This window comes from Pseudomonas sp. MF6776, assembly GCF_016613125.1.
Taxonomy (GTDB): domain Bacteria; phylum Pseudomonadota; class Gammaproteobacteria; order Pseudomonadales; family Pseudomonadaceae; genus Aquipseudomonas; species Aquipseudomonas iridis.
Genome location: NZ_JAENSQ010000027.1, coordinates 15205 through 30313, shown reverse-complemented (window position 1 = coordinate 30313; position 15109 = coordinate 15205). Strand labels below are relative to the sequence as shown.

The window sequence follows — 15109 nt, the reverse complement described above, 5'->3', positions numbered from 1 at the left end:
CTACTGCTTTTACTTGAAGCTTGCAGCTCGAAACTTGAAGCTGCTGTTTTATTTCTTGTCGCGGCGTTTCTTGTCGGCTTTCTTGCTGTGCGACATCATCCGACGCTTCCTGTTGACCTGGCGGTCGGTCAGGGTGTTTTTGTTGCCTTCGTACGGGTTCTCGCCGCCCTTGAACTCGATGCGGATCGGCGTACCGACCAGCTTCAGCACACGGCGGTAAGTGTTTTCCAGATAGCGCACGTACGACTTCGGCACTTTCTCGATCTGGTTACCGTGGATCACGATGATCGGCGGGTTCGCACCACCCAAGTGGGCGTAACGCAGCTTGATCCGGCGGTTGTTGACCATCGGTGGCGCGTGTTCGCCAACCGCGTCTTCCAGAATCTGGGTCAGACGGTTGGTCGGCCAGCGGGTGACCGCCGACTTGAACGAGTTCTGTACGGAAGCGTAAAGGTTGCCCACGCCAGTGCCGTGCAGTGCCGAGATGAAGTGGATGTCGGCATAGTCAACGAAGAACAGGCGACGCTGAAGTTCGACTTTCACGAAGTCGCGCTCGCTCGGCGTCATGCCGTCCCACTTGTTGATCGCGATCACCAGCGCACGACCCGACTCGATGGCGAAGCCCAGCAGGTTGAGGTCGTGATCGACCACACCTTCGCGGGCGTCCATCACGAAGATCACCACGTTGGCGTCTTTGATCGCCTGCAGGGTTTTGACCACGGAGAATTTTTCGACTTCTTCGTGAATCTTGCCGCGCTTGCGCACACCAGCGGTGTCGATCAGCGTGTACTTCTCTTCATTCCGTTCGAACGGGATGTAGATACTGTCGCGGGTGGTGCCGGGCTGGTCATAAACAATTACCCGGTCTTCACCGAGCATGCGGTTAACCAGAGTCGACTTGCCAACGTTCGGACGACCGATGATGGCGATCTTGATGCCGTCTTTTTCGCTCGGGCCAGGAATGCGCTTGGCTTCCTCGCCTTCGGCAACGACTTCTTCTTCGCCGTCTTCCGGCTCTTCTTCGTCTCTCGGGAATTCACCCAGAGCGATTTCCAGCATCTGAGTGATGCCACGGCCGTGAGCACCGGCGATAGGAATCGCGTGGCCCATGCCCAACGGAGCAAATTCAGCGCGGGCCATTTCCGGGTCGATGTTGTCGACCTTGTTGGCAACCACGTAGGAACACTTGTTACGTTTGCGCAGGTGTTCGGCGATCATCTGGTCGGCGGCGGTGAAACCGGCCTTGGCATCTACCAGGAACAGCACAACATCCGCTTCTTCAATGGCCAGCAGCGACTGCTCGGCCATTTTTTCGTCCATACCGTGCTCGTCACCGGAGATACCACCGGTGTCGACCAGAATGTAGGAACGCCCTTGCCACTTGGCCTCACCGTACTGGCGATCACGGGTCAGACCGGACAAGTCGCCGACGATGGCGTCGCGAGTCCTGGTCAGGCGGTTGAACAAGGTGGACTTGCCGACGTTCGGTCGGCCCACCAGGGCGATTACGGGAACCATGCGGCTCTCCACTTCGTTATTTCAGAAAATACAAAAGCCGCTGCGAGGCAGCGGCTGGTGCTCGGGGCAACACTGCGGGGTGAACAGGTCACTCCCACAAGTGAAGCTGCCTGGGGTGTTATCCCCAAGCATAGTTGTTACTTGATGGTCAGGGCTTCCAGTTTGCCGCTGTTGCCATACACATAAATCGTGTCCCCCACCACCAGCGGACGGGCACGCAGGCCGTCGCTGTCGATGCGCTCACGGCCGACGAAACGACCGTCAACCTGACTCAGCAAATGCAGATAACCTTCCAGGTCACCTACTGCAACATAGCTGGAGAACACTTCAGGAGCCGACAGCTGGCGGCGAGCCAGCGAATCGTTGCTCCACAAAGCCGTGGTAGAACGCTCGTCGACGCCTTCAACGGTGCCCGAAGACAGGCTCACGTAAACGCTGCCGAAACCTTGAGCAATACCGGCGTAGCTCGACGCATCGCGCTGCCACAGTTGGCGACCGCTTTCCAGATCCAGTGCCGCAACGCGACCCTGATAGCTGGCAACGTACAACGTGCCGCCGGACAGCAGCAGACCGCCGTCGATGTCGACCACGCGCTCCAGTTCCGAACGACCCTGTGGAATCGCGATGCGTTGTTCCCACACCGGAACGCCATTGGAAATATCCAGGGCGACAACTTTACCGGTCGACAGGCCAGCCACCGCGAGGCGGTTGGTCACGAGCGGTGCGCTGGTGCCGCGCAGGGTCAGCACAGCTGGAGTGCTGTCATACACCCAGCGCTGAGTACCGGTGGAAGCATCCAGACCGATCAGACGATCGTCCTGAGTCTGCACCACTACCACGTCGCCGTTGTTGGCCGGCGGCGCGAGGACTTCACTGTTGACGCGAGCACGCCACTTCTCTTCACCGTTGATGGTGTCCAGAGCGACGACTTCGCCACGCAGCGTACCAATCAGAACCAGACCGTAACCGACGCCAACGGCGCCGGAGACAGGCAGTTCAAGATCCTGATCCCACTTCACGTCGCCGTTGCTGCGATCCATGGCCATTACCACGCCGGTCACATCGGCCGCGTAGATGGTGTCACCGTCGATCGCCGGTACCAGCATGTTGTAGGTTTCGCCCTGACCGTCACCGATCGAACGACTCCACTGCTTTTGCAGAACCACTTCTTCTTTGAAGTCGGTCAGCTCGGCCGGTGGCAATTCTTTTTTGCTGTTGCTGCTGCAACCCGCGGCCAAAATGGCCAGAGCCAGCAATGCTGCATGCTTCCAACGGATCACGTCACGCATCCCCTTTAGCCAGGTCGTCGAGCTTGATTTGAAGGCCACCGACCGCCGCTTCATCCGACAGTGCCGCCTTGGCTTTTTGATACGCCTTGTTCGCGTCGTCGGTACGGCCCAGCTTCACCAGCAGGTCGCCCTTGAGCTCTTCGCGAGTGGCCAGGAACGCCGTGTCGGCGTCGCCGTCGAGCAGTTTCAGAGCGTCATCCGCCTTGTCCTGCGCGCCCAGTACCTGCGCCAGACGCTGACGGGCGATTTCGCCCAGCGCCGGATTGGCCGGTTTGTCGACGATGGTTTTGAGTTCGGTCGCGGCGTCGTCCAGCTTGCCGCTGTCGACTGCAACCTTGGCCACGAACAGGCTGCCGTACTGCGCATAGGCAGTGCCGCCGAATTCACTCTTGAGCTTGCCAGCCAGATCCGCAACGCGGGCAGCATCAGGCTTGCCGTCAGGCGTCAGCGTGGTTTCCAGCAGTTGCTGATAGAGCACCGAGGCGCCTTGCGACTGGTTGTCCTGATATTTGTGATAAGCCTGCCAGCCGAACACGATAACCAGCGCCAACAGGCCGCCGGTGACCAGAGGTTTGCCGTTGCGTGTCCACCAGTCCTTCAAATCCGCCAACTGTTCGTCTTCGGTACTCGACACCCCAATACTCCTTAATCGCTAAATCGGCTGTTAGGACAGCTTCAACCCTGCACGACGCAGGTGGCCAGGTGAGCGGCAAGCGCATCCCAGGCAATGCTTTGTTGTTCGCCCTGGCCACGCAGGGGTTTGAAACCTACCACTTGCTGGGCCATTTCGTCGTCACCGAGGATCAGTGCGTACAGCGCACCGCTCTTGTCGGCCTTCTTGAACTGGCTTTTGAAGCTGCCAGCGCCGGCATTGACTTGCAGACGCAGGTTTGGAAGCTGATCACGTACACGCTCGGCCAAAGCCAGACCGGCCAGCTCGGCTTCTTCACCGAAGGCGCAGAGGTAGACGTCGACCTGACGGGAAATCTCTTTCGGGATCTGCTCGAGGGTCTCGAGCATCAGCACCAGACGTTCGATGCCCATGGCGAAACCAACGCCGGTGGTCGGCTTGCCGCCCATTTGCTCGACCAAGCCGTCGTAACGACCGCCCGCGCAAACAGTGCCCTGGGCGCCGAGCTTGTCGGTGACCCATTCGAAAACGGTTTTGCTGTAGTAATCGAGGCCGCGTACCAGCTTCGGGTTGAGCACGTACGGAATGCCGACGGCATCCAGACGGGCCTTCAAGCCTTCAAAGTGTGCACGGGACTCGTCGTCCAGGTAGTCGGCCATTTTCGGCGCATCGACCAGCACGGCCTGGGTGTCGGCATTTTTGGTGTCGAGCACGCGCAGCGGGTTGGTTTTCAGGCGACGCTGGCTGTCTTCGTCGAGCTTGTCGTGATGCGCCGAGAGATACTCGACCAGTGCTTCACGGTAGCGACCACGGGACTCGCTGGTGCCGAGGCTGTTGAGTTCGAGTTTGACCGCATCACGGATGCCCAGCTCGCCCCACAGGCGCCAGGTCATGGTGATCAGCTCGGCGTCGATGTCCGGACCGTCGAGATTGAACACCTCCAGACCGATCTGGTGGAACTGGCGATAACGGCCTTTCTGCGGACGCTCATGGCGGAACATCGGCCCGATGTACCAGAGTTTCTGCACCTGGCCACCGCCCGTGATGCCGTGCTCAAGCACAGCACGTACGCACGCCGCGGTGCCTTCCGGACGCAGGGTCAGGGAGTCGCCGTTGCGGTCTTCGAAGGTGTACATCTCTTTTTCGACGATGTCGGTCACTTCACCGATCGAGCGTTTGAACAGCTCGGTGAACTCGACGATCGGCATGCGGATCTGCTTGTAACCGTAGTTATCCAGCAGACGCGCAACAGTGCCCTCGAAATAACGCCACAGCGGGGTCTGTTCGGGCAGGATGTCGTTCATGCCACGAATGGCTTGCAATGACTTGCTCACTTTAAATCCTTAAATTCGTTCGGCTCTGTAGGCTCAGCCGCGCGCGATAACCGCTGCGTCAGCTTCGACCTTTTCGGCCGCTTTCTGGCGGATCAGCTTTTCCAGGTGATCCACCAGATTTTCATTCGTCAGTTTCTGCGCCGGCTTGCCGTCGATGTAAATCAGGTTTGGCGTGCCGCCGGTCAAGCCGATGTGGGCTTCCTTGGCTTCGCCGGGGCCGTTGACCACACAACCGATCACCGCGACATCCAGCGGCACCAGCAGGTCTTCAAGGCGCCCTTCCAGCTCGTTCATGGTCTTGACCACATCGAAGTTCTGCCGCGAGCAGCTCGGGCAGGCGATGAAGTTGATGCCACGGGAACGCAAATGCAAAGACTTGAGAATGTCGTAACCGACCTTCACTTCCTCGACCGGGTCGGCCGCCAGCGAGATGCGGATAGTATCGCCAATCCCCTCGGCGAGCAGCATACCTAGGCCCACGGCGGATTTCACCGTGCCAGAACGCAATCCACCCGCTTCGGTGATGCCCAGGTGCAGCGGCTGGACGATTTCTTTCGCCAGCAAGCGGTAGGCTTCGACGGCCATGAACACGTCGGAGGCCTTCACACTGACTTTGAAGTCCTGGAAATTCAGGCGTTCGAGGTGCTCAACGTGGCGCAGGGCCGATTCGACCAGCGCCGCCGGAGTGGGCTCGCCGTATTTCTTTTGCAGGTCTTTTTCCAGCGAGCCGGCGTTGACGCCGATGCGAATCGGGATACCGCGGTCACGAGCGGCATCAACCACTGCACGCACGCGATCTTCGCGACCGATGTTGCCCGGGTTGATACGCAGGCAGTCCACACCCAGTTCGGCTACGCGCAATGCGATCTTGTAGTCGAAGTGAATGTCGGCAACCAGCGGCACCTTGACCAATTGCTTGATCTTGCCGAATGCCTCGGCGGCGTCCATGTCCGGCACCGAAACGCGAACGATGTCGACGCCGGCCGCTTCCAGACGATTGATTTGCGCAACGGTGGCGGCTACGTCATTGGTGTCGCTGTTGGTCATGCTCTGCACAGCGATAGGCGCATCGCCGCCTACCGGTACGTTGCCGACCCAGATCTTGCGCGAAACGCGACGTTTGATTGGAGATTCGCCGTGCATGACTTATTGACCCAACTTCAGGCGAGCAGTCTCGCCACTGGTGAACGGAGCGATATCGACCGACTGGCCGTTGTAGCTGACCTGTGCGCCACGGGCATAGCCCAGTCGTACGGCAAACGGTGGTTTGCCGGCAACAGACAGGCTATCGCCTTTACGCTTGAGGCCACTGAACAGAATCTTGCCGGTGCCATCGGCGACCTGCGTCCAGCAATCAGCAACGAATTGCACAGAAACCTGACCTTGACCCGCAACTGGCGCAGCCGCTTGCGCGGTTGGCGCTGGCGTCGCAGGAGCCACCGGAGCGGCAACGGTCGGCGCAGGAGTAGCCGGAGCATTCGCTGTCGGCGTGGCCGGCGCAGCGACAACCGGAGCCGGCGTGTGAACCGGTGCAGTTGGCGTCGCGGCCGGTGCTGCTGGAGCGGTTGCCGGAGCAGCAGGCTCGGCGCCAGTGGATTCAGCGGTGGTTTCCGATTGCGGCAACGCCAAATCAGTCGTGCCTTCGGCCTGACCTTCGGCAACGGCCTGGTCTTCCGGCTCGTCAATCGGGTGAATCTGCGTGGTGCCGTCGGCGCCTTCGACTTCGACGTGCTCAGGGGCGAGGCTGGTCAGGTCTTTGGTGCGCTGCGAAGTCTGATCCTGCCACCAGACGAAACCGCCACCGATGACCGCGATCAGCAACAGCAGGCTGACGATGCGCAAAATGGTGTGGGAAACCCGCACCGGCTCTTCGATACGACCCAGCGCATGCACGTTGCTGCCCTGGGAATCGGTGCCGGTGGACTGGTCAAATTGCTGAACCAGAGCGGTCTGGTCCATGCCGAGCAACTTGGCATAGGCGCGAATATAGCCGCGAGCGAAGGTGTGCCCCGGCAGCTTGTCGAAAGCGCCGGCTTCAAGATTGCTCAGGGACGTCACGGTGAGGTTGAGCTTGAGGGCCACTTCGGCCAGCGACCAGCCATTGCTTTCGCGGGCCTGGCGCAAGGTCTCACCGGGGTTAACGCGATTCGCTGCTACAACTTCGGGATGCGCCGCTTTCATCATTGCTCCGACAGGTATTGCTGATATTCCGGCGTACCGGGATAGAGTCGTTTTAATTGCAGGCCATAACTGGCTGCCTTGTCGCGATCTTCAAACACTTTCGCCAGCCGAACGCCGAGCAATAGACTACGTGCATTTTGTTCGGTTAGCAGGCTGAAACGGTCGTAATAGTCACGTGCGGGCACATAATGCCTGTCTTCGAAGGACAACTCAGCCATTTCCAGCAATGCGCGCGGTTGTTGACGATTCAACCGCAGGGCTTTTTCCAGTTGCTGTTGCGCCAGATCACGCTGGCCGAGCTTTGCCGCCGTCATGCCGAGGCTCTCGAATACGCGCGAGCGCTCAGGATACAGGGTATCGGCGGCGGCCTGTTCAAAACGCTCGTAGGCTTCCTTGTAACGCTGTTCTTCGTAGAGAAAACTGCCGTAGTTGTTGAGGGTGCGGGCATCGGCGGGACGTGAAGACAAGGCCTTGCGGAAGTGTTCGTCAGCAAGTGCAGGCTCCATCTCGGCCTGGAACACCAGACCGAGCGCAGCATTGGCGTCCGGGTCAGAGCTGTCCAGATCCAGGGCCTTTTTCAGCGGCACCTTGGCGCGCTCGGTCATGCCCTGCTGCAAATACCCCAGCCCCAACTGCACATAAGCGGCTCGCGCTTCATCGCGGCCCTTGCTGGTCTTCATCGGGTTGTAGTCACCCGACAGGACACAGCCAGCACTCAGGCTGGCCAACAGCAACAGCAGCGCAAAGCGCAGGGACATAGAGATCCTCTCTTAGTTTGTATTCGCGGCGTTCTGCGCCAGATCGCCTTCGGCGTTCAATTCCCGCACGGCAATGTAACGTTCGCTGCGACGGGTGCGATCCAGCACCTGTCCTACCAATTGTCCACAAGCCGCGTCGATGTCTTCACCACGGGTGGTGCGCACAGTGACGTTGAAGCCTGCCTGATGCAGTTGATCCTGGAACCGGCGGATAGCGTTGTTGCTAGGCCGCTCGTACCCGGAGTGCGGGAACGGGTTGAACGGAATCAGATTGATCTTGCATGGAATGTCTTTCAGCAACTCGACCATCTCAACGGCATGCTCGACTTTGTCGTTGATGTCCTTGAGCAAGGTGTACTCGATGGTCAGCACGCGCTTCTCGCCCAGGGACGACATGTAGCGCTGGCACGACTCGAGCAGCATCTTAAGCGGATATTTCTTGTTGATCGGCACCAATTGGTTACGCAATGCGTCATTCGGTGCGTGCAGGGACAACGCCAGGGATACGTCGATGTGCTTGGACAGCTCATCGATCATCGGCACCACACCCGACGTGGACAGGGTCACGCGGCGCTTGGAGATCCCGTACCCGAGGTCATCCATCATCAGATGCATGGCGGCGACGACGTTGTCGAAGTTCAGCAGCGGCTCACCCATGCCCATCATCACCACGTTGGTGATGGCACGGTCGACGGTCGCCGGGACGCTGCCGAAAGATTTGTTGGCAATCCACACCTGACCGATGACTTCGGCGGCGGTGAGGTTGCTATTGAAGCCTTGCTTGCCGGTGGAGCAGAAACTGCAGTCCAGGGCACAGCCTGCCTGGGACGAAACGCACAACGTGCCGCGTTTGCCCTGGGGAATGTACACGGTCTCGACACAGCTGCCGGACGCCACGCGCACCACCCACTTACGGGTGCCGTCGGTGGAGATGTCCTCGCTGACAACTTCGGGACCACGGACCTCGGCAATAACCTTGAGCTTGTCGCGCAAGGCCTTGCTGACGTTCGTCATGGCGTCGAAATCATCGACGCCAAAGTGGTGAATCCATTTCATTACCTGACCGGCACGGAAACGCTTCTCCCCGATTGAGTCGAAGAATTTTTCCATTTCCGGCTGGGTCAGACCCAGCAGGTTGGTTTTAACAGTCGATGTAGTCATGGATTCACCTTCACTCTTAAGCCAATGCTTAGCGAGTGGTTACTTCAGTAGCTGCGAAGAAGTACGAGATTTCACGAGCAGCTGCGGCTTCGGAGTCCGAACCGTGAACAGCGTTGGCGTCGATGGAATCAGCGAAATCAGCGCGGATGGTACCGGCAGCAGCTTCTTTAGGGTTGGTAGCGCCCATCAGCTCACGGTTCAGAGCGATAGCGTTTTCGCCTTCCAGAACCTGAACAACAACAGGACCGGAGATCATGAAGGAAACCAGGTCGCCGAAGAAACCACGAGCGCTGTGCTCAGCGTAGAAGCCTTCAGCTTCAGCTTTGGACAGTTGCTTCAGTTTCGAAGCTACAACGCGCAGGCCGGCTTTTTCGAAACGAGTGGTGATTTCGCCGATGACGTTTTTTGCAACAGCGTCAGGCTTGATGATGGAGAAAGTGCGTTGAACAGCCATGGTGTAACTCCAGAAACGGTAATTTGTGAAAAATTAAACCCGCGAATTATACGCGGGTTCTTGGGTATTGCCTAACCTGCGAGGACGATCAGTCCAATTCTTCGGCCCAGAGCGTCTGAACCGCTTCCAGTACTTTCTCGCCAACGCGACCAGAGGTGTCATCAAAGTCAGGCAGATTCATGATCATCTGCTGCAGACGGACGAAACCTACAGAATACGGATCGATACCGGGGTGGGCCTCGGCCAGTTCTTCTGCAATACGTTGAACATCATTCCAACCGTAGCTCATGACAGTCTTACCAGTCAGTGCGGCGCTTCGGCCGCATGGTTAAGCGAATATTTCGGAATCTCGACGGTGATGTCTTCCTCACCCACGATAGCCTGACAGGCCAGTCGCGATTGCGCTTCCAGACCCCAAGCACGATCAAGGAAGTCTTCTTCCAGCTCGTCAGCCTCTTCCATCGAGTCGAAACCCTCGCGAATGATGCAGTGACAAGTGGTGCAGGCGCAGACGCCGCCGCAAGCACTTTCCATCTCGATGTGGTGTTCGTGGGCCAGTTCAAGAATCGATGTGCCGGGCGCAGCCTCGACCACCATACCCTCAGGGCAGAACTTGTCGTGGGGCAGAAAAATGACCTGCGGCATCAGATATCCTCGATTTCATTCAGATTGCGCCCCGATAGAGCGGCTTTCACCGTCAAATCCATGCGGCGGGCAGCAAAAGCATCGGTCACTTGCGACAGACGCTTGGTCTGCTGCTCAATGGCGTAACCATCGGTACCTTTCATCAGTTCGGCCAGTTCCTGCAATTGCAGGTCGATAACCATGCGCTCTTCGGCGTCAAGCAAACGCTCGCCATCCACCTCCAGAGCACCCTGCACGGCCTCGATCAGACGCTGGGCATCGACTTGCTGTTCACGCAGAACGCGAGCGACCTTGTCGTCATTGGCGTGCTGGAACGAGTCCTTGAGCATCTTGGCGATTTCGCCGTCGGTCAGACCGTAGGAAGGCTTGACCTGAATGCTCGCCTCAACGCCCGAACCGAGTTCGCGGGCGGAAACGCTGAGCAGACCGTCAGCGTCGACCTGGAAGGTCACGCGAATCTTCGCCGCACCCGCGACCATCGCTGGAATGCCACGCAATTCGAAACGCGCCAGCGAGCGGCAGTCACTGATCAACTCACGCTCGCCTTGCAGCACGTGAATCGCCATTGCCGACTGGCCATCTTTGTAAGTGGTGAAGTCCTGAGCACGGGCAACGGGGATGGTGGTGTTGCGCGGAATCACCTTCTCCATCAGACCGCCCATGGTTTCCAGCCCCAGGGACAGCGGAATCACGTCGAGCAGCAGCAGTTCGCCGCCATCGCGTTTGTTGCCGGCCAACGTATCGGCCTGGATCGCGGCACCGATGGCCACCACTTGATCCGGGTCGATTTCGGTCAACGGCTCACGACCAAAGGCTTCGGCAACCGCTTCGCGAACGCGCGGGACGCGAGTCGAACCGCCGACCATGACCACGGCATGCACGTCTTCCAGCTCGATGCCGGAATCACGAACAGCACGGCGGCAGGCTTTCAGGCTGCGCGAGACCATCGGCTCGATCAGCGCATCGAAGGCTTCGCGGGTCAGCTGTGCTTTCCAGTCGCCATAGGCAACTTCAACACTGGCCACATCGGTCAGGGCTTCTTTGGCCGCGCAAGCGGTTTGCAGCAGATTACGTTGCGCGCCTGGATCGAGATCGGCGGACAGGCCCGCGCTCTCGATGATCCAGCTGGCAATCGCATGATCGAAATCATCGCCGCCCAGCGCGCTGTCGCCGCCAGTGGCCAGAACTTCAAACACACCGCCAGTCAGACGCAGAATCGATATATCGAAAGTACCGCCGCCCAGGTCATAGATCGCGACCAAGCCTTCGGCGTGCTGATCCAGACCGTAAGCCACAGCGGCCGCGGTCGGCTCATTGAGCAGGCGCAGCACGTTCAGACCGGCCAATTGGGCCGCATCCTTGGTGGCCTGGCGCTGAGCATCGTCGAAATACGCCGGAACGGTGATCACCGCGCCAACCAGTTCGCCACCCAAGGTCGCTTCAGCACGCTGGCGCAACACTTTGAGGATTTCGGCGGAGACTTCGACCGGGCTTTTCGGGCCCTGCACGGTATCGATGAACGGCATGTGCGATTCGCCGCCGACAAAGCGGTATGGCAGTTGCTCGCCCAATTGCTTGACGTCGGAAAGACCACGACCCATCAAGCGCTTGACCGACAGCACAGTGTTCAAAGGATCGGAAGCGGCAGCCAGTTTGGCCGACTCGCCGACTTCGACACGGTCGGAGTGGTAACGCACGGCAGACGGCAGGATGACCTGCCCGTTTGCGTCGGCCAGCGGCTCGGAAAGACCACTGCGCAACGCAGCGACCAGCGAATTGGTAGTACCCAAGTCGATCCCCACAGCCAGGCGACGCTGGTGCGGTTGAGGACTTTGGCCGGGTTCGGCGATCTGCAGTAGGGCCATCGTGATCAGGACTTATCTGTATATCAGGCGTGCGACCGGAGCGGCACTGGGTTAATCGTCGAGGCGCTCTTCTAACTGGCGCACTTCGTAGGTCAGCTTGTCGAGGAACTGCATGCGCCGCATCAGGCGTTCGGCCTGATCACGTTGCGCTGCATCGTCCCAACAGGCTGCAAAACTTTCGTTGAGTTCTTCCTGGGCCACTTTCAAGCGACGCTTGAATACCGCGACGCCGTCGAGATCGGCACTGTCCTGGAGGTCTTCGAGCTCTTCGCGCCATTGCATCTGCTGCAAAAGAAACTCGGGATCATGGACCGTGACTTCCATCGGCACTTCATGCCCACTGACCTTCAGCAGGTAGCGCGCACGCTGGGGCGGGCTCTTGAGCACCTGATAAGCCTCGTTGAGGCCGGCAGATTGCTCAAGCGCCAACCGCTGCTCGCGCTCGGAAGCATCGGCAAAGCGGTCAGGATGAACACCACGCGCCAACTCACGGTAGCGTGTGGCCAACTGCTCGAGATCCAGACGGAAGCTCGGTTGCAGCTCGAATAAAGCGAAATGACAAGGAGTACCCACGACAAGCCTCAGATGTTGAAGCTTTCGCCGCAGCCACACTCACCGCGTACGTTGGGGTTGTTGAACTTGAAGCCTTCGTTCAACCCTTCCTTGACGAAATCGAGCTCGGTGCCGTCCAGGTAAGCCAGGCTTTTCGGGTCGATAATCACTTTTTCGCCGTGACTTTCGAACACCTGATCCTCTGCAACCACCTCGTCGACAAACTCCAGCACGTAGGCAAGGCCGGAACAACCTGTGGTGCGAACACCCAGACGAATCCCTTCACCCTTGCCGCGCCCGTCGAGGGAGCGCCGCACGTGTCGAGCAGCCGCTTCTGTCATGCTGATAGCCATCGGTGACTCCTTACTCGTCGCCAAATCCTGAAAGTCAGATCAAGCCTTTCTTCTGCTTGTAATCGCGAACAGCCGCCTTGATAGCGTCTTCAGCGAGTACCGAGCAGTGAATTTTCACTGGCGGCAGGGCCAGTTCTTCGGCCAGCTGGGTGTTCTTGATGGTTTCGGCTTCGTCCAGGGTCTTGCCCTTCATCCACTCGGTAGCGAGGGAGCTGGAGGCGATTGCCGAACCGCAGCCGTAGGTCTTGAACTTGGCATCTTCGATGATGCCCTGATCGTTGACCTTGATCTGCAGACGCATCACGTCGCCGCACGCTGGTGCGCCAACCATGCCAGTGCCGACATCCGGGTCTTCGGCATTCATCTTGCCGACGTTACGCGGGTTTTCGTAGTGGTCGATGACCTTTTCGCTGTAAGCCATGGTTCTAATCCTCACTCATCAGGGCCGCTCTTGAGGCCCTGTAGCTGCGCTGCGTCAGTCGCCGCGTCGCTACAGGATCTGTATCTGGCGGCTTCTATATTTAGTGTGCCGCCCACTCGATCTTCGAGATATCGACGCCGTCTTTGTACATGTCCCACAGCGGCGACAAAGTGCGCAGCTTGGTAACGGCCTCGCAGACTTTCTGCGCGGCGTAGTCGATTTCTTCTTCGGTGGTGAAACGGCCGAAGGTGAAGCGGATCGAGCTGTGTGCCAGTTCGTCGTTGCGGCCTAGGGCGCGCAGTACGTACGAAGGCTCAAGCGATGCCGAGGTGCACGCCGAACCCGACGAAACCGCCAGATCCTTGAGCGCCATGATCAGCGACTCGCCCTCAACGTAGTTGAAGCTCAGGTTCAGGTTGTGCGGAACGCGGGCAGTCAGGCTGCCGTTGACGTACAGCTCTTCCAGATGCTCGACCTGCTTGTAGAAGCGGTCGCTCAGGGCTTTGATGCGCACGTTTTCAGCAGCCATGTCTTCCTTGGCCACACGGAACGCTTCGCCCATGCCGACGATCTGGTGGGTCGCCAGAGTACCGGAACGCATGCCGCGCTCGTGACCGCCGCCATGCATGGTCGCTTCGATGCGCACACGCGGCTTGCGACTCACGTAAAGCGCGCCGATGCCTTTAGGGCCGTAGGTCTTGTGGGCAGAGAACGACATCATGTCGACTTTCAGTTTCGACAGATCGATGTCGACCTTGCCGGTGGACTGAGCAGCGTCAACGTGGAACAGGATGCCTTTGGCGCGAAGCATCTCGCCGATGGCTTCGATGTCGTTGATGGTGCCGATTTCGTTGTTCACATGCATGGCCGACACGAGAATGGTGTCTTCACGCAGCGCGGCTTCGATCATTGCCGGAGTCACCAGACCATCGGTCTGCGGCTCGAGGTAGGTCACTTCGAAACCTTCACGCTCCAGTTGGCGCATGGTGTCGAGGACAGCCTTGTGCTCAATCTTGGTGGTGATCAGGTGTTTGCCCTTGGAGGCGTAGAAATGTGCCGCACCTTTGATCGCCAGGTTGTTGGACTCGGTGGCGCCGGAGGTCCAGACGATTTCACGCGGGTCGGCGTTGACCAGATCGGCCACCTGACGACGGGCGTTTTCGACGGACTCTTCAGCTTTCCAGCCGAACACGTGGGAACGGGACGCCGGGTTACCGAAGTTTCCGTCGACCAGCAGGCATTCACTCATTTTTTGCGCAACGCGCGGATCGACCGGTGTGGTCGCAGAGTAATCAAGGTAAATCGGCAATTTCATGGACTATCTCCTAAATCAGGGCTGGCGTGCCGCTGGCTCTACGGCTGTCATTCGACGGCGGACGCTTCAATCTTGTCCAGGCGTTGCGCCTTGCTGTTGCAACGGCGCTGGTCCTGACGCTGGGCTACTTCTTGCACCTCACGGCGAGTCACAAGATCAGCCAAGCTGATACCACTTAGAAATTCGTGAATCTGCAGGCTCAGATCGCACCACAGATGATGTGTCAGACAAGTGTCGCCGGAATGGCAATCACCCTGCCCCCCGCACTTGGTGGCATCGACCGATTCGTTCACCGCGTCGATCACCTGGGCGACCTGAATGCCCTGCATGTCGCGGGACAACTGGTAGCCACCACCCGGACCGCGAACGCTGGAAACCAGGTTACTGCGGCGCAGCTTGGCAAAAAGCTGTTCGAGATAGGACAGGGAAATGCCTTGGCGCTCGGAGATATCGGCCAGGGACACCGGCCCGTGCTGCGCGTGCAACGCCAGATCAAGCATGGCGGTCACGGCGTATCGGCCTTTTGTAGTCAGTCGCATGGACAATTACCACGGAGTTCAGAATGGGGCGAGTATGCAATTCCCGAGTATTTAAGTCAACTATAAGACCTAGTGCTTTAGTCGGGTTTACCC

At 58.9% G+C, this 15109-nt stretch carries 17 protein-coding genes; all 17 read right to left on the bottom strand.

What is annotated here, in order from left to right; translation table 11 throughout:
• Window positions 1-48: 48 nt before the first annotated feature.
• The 17 genes from der to iscR all read right to left on the bottom strand — a co-directional run bounded on the left by der (window position 49) and on the right by iscR (window position 15016).
• Window positions 49-1518 carry a ribosome biogenesis GTPase Der gene (gene der, locus JJD74_RS23965; protein ID WP_042560918.1) on the bottom strand — a complete coding sequence of 490 codons (1470 nt, stop codon included), beginning with the start codon at window positions 1516-1518 and terminating at the stop codon, window positions 49-51.
• Between the two features lie 137 nt (window positions 1519-1655).
• Window positions 1656-2807 (bottom strand): outer membrane protein assembly factor BamB, encoded by a 1152-nt coding sequence (gene bamB, locus JJD74_RS23960; protein WP_042560919.1) that lies wholly within the window; start codon window positions 2805-2807, stop codon window positions 1656-1658.
• Window positions 2800-3441 (bottom strand): YfgM family protein, encoded by a 642-nt coding sequence (locus tag JJD74_RS23955; RefSeq protein ID WP_042560920.1) that lies wholly within the window; start codon window positions 3439-3441, stop codon window positions 2800-2802. The genes bamB and JJD74_RS23955 overlap by 8 nt, the downstream gene beginning before the upstream one ends.
• A 41-nt stretch (window positions 3442-3482) precedes the next feature.
• Entirely contained in the window at window positions 3483-4772 is a 1290-nt protein-coding gene (hisS, locus tag JJD74_RS23950) for a histidine--tRNA ligase (RefSeq protein ID WP_200616972.1), read from the bottom strand.
• Window positions 4773-4805: 33 nt separating this feature from the next.
• A complete protein-coding gene (gene ispG / locus JJD74_RS23945) occupies window positions 4806-5915 on the bottom strand; it encodes a flavodoxin-dependent (E)-4-hydroxy-3-methylbut-2-enyl-diphosphate synthase (protein ID WP_042560922.1) in 1110 nt (369 codons plus the stop codon).
• Between the two features lie 3 nt (window positions 5916-5918).
• Window positions 5919-6953 (bottom strand): RodZ domain-containing protein, encoded by a 1035-nt coding sequence (locus JJD74_RS23940; RefSeq protein WP_200616971.1) that lies wholly within the window; start codon window positions 6951-6953, stop codon window positions 5919-5921.
• Window positions 6953-7711, bottom strand: a complete 759-nt coding sequence (gene pilW, locus JJD74_RS23935) for a type IV pilus biogenesis/stability protein PilW (RefSeq protein ID WP_042560924.1) — start codon at window positions 7709-7711, stop codon at window positions 6953-6955. The genes JJD74_RS23940 and pilW overlap by 1 nt, the downstream gene beginning before the upstream one ends.
• A 12-nt stretch (window positions 7712-7723) precedes the next feature.
• Window positions 7724-8872, bottom strand: a complete 1149-nt coding sequence (rlmN, locus tag JJD74_RS23930; protein WP_200616970.1) for a 23S rRNA (adenine(2503)-C(2))-methyltransferase RlmN — start codon at window positions 8870-8872, stop codon at window positions 7724-7726.
• Window positions 8873-8900: 28 nt separating this feature from the next.
• Window positions 8901-9326, bottom strand: coding sequence for a nucleoside-diphosphate kinase (gene ndk, locus JJD74_RS23925; RefSeq protein WP_042560926.1), 426 nt, complete (start codon window positions 9324-9326; stop codon window positions 8901-8903).
• An 88-nt stretch (window positions 9327-9414) separates the two neighbouring features.
• Window positions 9415-9615: a Fe-S cluster assembly protein IscX gene (gene iscX, locus JJD74_RS23920; RefSeq protein WP_042560927.1), complete on the bottom strand. Its 201-nt coding sequence runs from the start codon at window positions 9613-9615 to the stop codon at window positions 9415-9417.
• Window positions 9616-9629: 14 nt separating this feature from the next.
• Entirely contained in the window at window positions 9630-9971 is a 342-nt protein-coding gene (gene fdx, locus JJD74_RS23915) for an ISC system 2Fe-2S type ferredoxin (RefSeq protein ID WP_042560928.1), read from the bottom strand.
• Window positions 9971-11836 carry a Fe-S protein assembly chaperone HscA gene (gene hscA, locus JJD74_RS23910; protein WP_200616969.1) on the bottom strand — a complete coding sequence of 622 codons (1866 nt, stop codon included), beginning with the start codon at window positions 11834-11836 and terminating at the stop codon, window positions 9971-9973. The genes fdx and hscA overlap by 1 nt, the downstream gene beginning before the upstream one ends.
• Before the next feature lie 51 nt (window positions 11837-11887).
• Window positions 11888-12409: a co-chaperone HscB gene (gene hscB / locus JJD74_RS23905; RefSeq protein WP_042560930.1), complete on the bottom strand. Its 522-nt coding sequence runs from the start codon at window positions 12407-12409 to the stop codon at window positions 11888-11890.
• An 8-nt stretch (window positions 12410-12417) separates the two neighbouring features.
• The gene (gene iscA, locus JJD74_RS23900; protein WP_003227904.1) at window positions 12418-12741 is read right to left on the bottom strand and encodes an iron-sulfur cluster assembly protein IscA; all 324 of its coding nucleotides are present in this window, start codon (window positions 12739-12741) and stop codon (window positions 12418-12420) included.
• Window positions 12742-12775: 34 nt separating this feature from the next.
• Window positions 12776-13162 (bottom strand): Fe-S cluster assembly scaffold IscU, encoded by a 387-nt coding sequence (gene iscU, locus JJD74_RS23895; RefSeq protein ID WP_042560931.1) that lies wholly within the window; start codon window positions 13160-13162, stop codon window positions 12776-12778.
• 100 nt (window positions 13163-13262) lie between these two features.
• Complete coding sequence (locus JJD74_RS23890) at window positions 13263-14477, bottom strand: IscS subfamily cysteine desulfurase (protein WP_047303011.1); 1215 nt, start codon at window positions 14475-14477, stop codon at window positions 13263-13265.
• Between the two features lie 47 nt (window positions 14478-14524).
• Window positions 14525-15016, bottom strand: a complete 492-nt coding sequence (iscR, locus tag JJD74_RS23885; protein WP_042560933.1) for a Fe-S cluster assembly transcriptional regulator IscR — start codon at window positions 15014-15016, stop codon at window positions 14525-14527.
• Window positions 15017-15109: the final 93 nt, after the last annotated feature.

Bases quoted from the DNA above. Each gene is read 5' to 3' on its own strand.
- der (WP_042560918.1), bottom strand. From the start codon at position 1,518: ATGGTTCCCGTAATCGCCCTGGTGGGCCGACCGAACGTCGGCAAGTCC.
- bamB (WP_042560919.1), bottom strand. From the start codon at position 2,807: ATGCGTGACGTGATCCGTTGGAAGCATGCAGCATTGCTGGCTCTGGCC.
- ispG (WP_042560922.1), bottom strand. From the start codon at position 5,915: ATGCACGGCGAATCTCCAATCAAACGTCGCGTTTCGCGCAAGATCTGG.
- JJD74_RS23940 (WP_200616971.1), bottom strand. From the start codon at position 6,953: ATGAAAGCGGCGCATCCCGAAGTTGTAGCAGCGAATCGCGTTAACCCC.
- pilW (WP_042560924.1), bottom strand. From the start codon at position 7,711: ATGTCCCTGCGCTTTGCGCTGCTGTTGCTGTTGGCCAGCCTGAGTGCT.
- rlmN (WP_200616970.1), bottom strand. From the start codon at position 8,872: ATGACTACATCGACTGTTAAAACCAACCTGCTGGGTCTGACCCAGCCG.
- ndk (WP_042560926.1), bottom strand. From the start codon at position 9,326: ATGGCTGTTCAACGCACTTTCTCCATCATCAAGCCTGACGCTGTTGCA.
- iscX (WP_042560927.1), bottom strand. From the start codon at position 9,615: ATGAGCTACGGTTGGAATGATGTTCAACGTATTGCAGAAGAACTGGCC.
- fdx (WP_042560928.1), bottom strand. From the start codon at position 9,971: ATGCCGCAGGTCATTTTTCTGCCCCACGACAAGTTCTGCCCTGAGGGT.
- hscA (WP_200616969.1), bottom strand. From the start codon at position 11,836: ATGGCCCTACTGCAGATCGCCGAACCCGGCCAAAGTCCTCAACCGCAC.
- iscA (WP_003227904.1), bottom strand. From the start codon at position 12,741: ATGGCTATCAGCATGACAGAAGCGGCTGCTCGACACGTGCGGCGCTCC.
- iscU (WP_042560931.1), bottom strand. From the start codon at position 13,162: ATGGCTTACAGCGAAAAGGTCATCGACCACTACGAAAACCCGCGTAAC.
- JJD74_RS23890 (WP_047303011.1), bottom strand. From the start codon at position 14,477: ATGAAATTGCCGATTTACCTTGATTACTCTGCGACCACACCGGTCGAT.
- iscR (WP_042560933.1), bottom strand. From the start codon at position 15,016: ATGCGACTGACTACAAAAGGCCGATACGCCGTGACCGCCATGCTTGAT.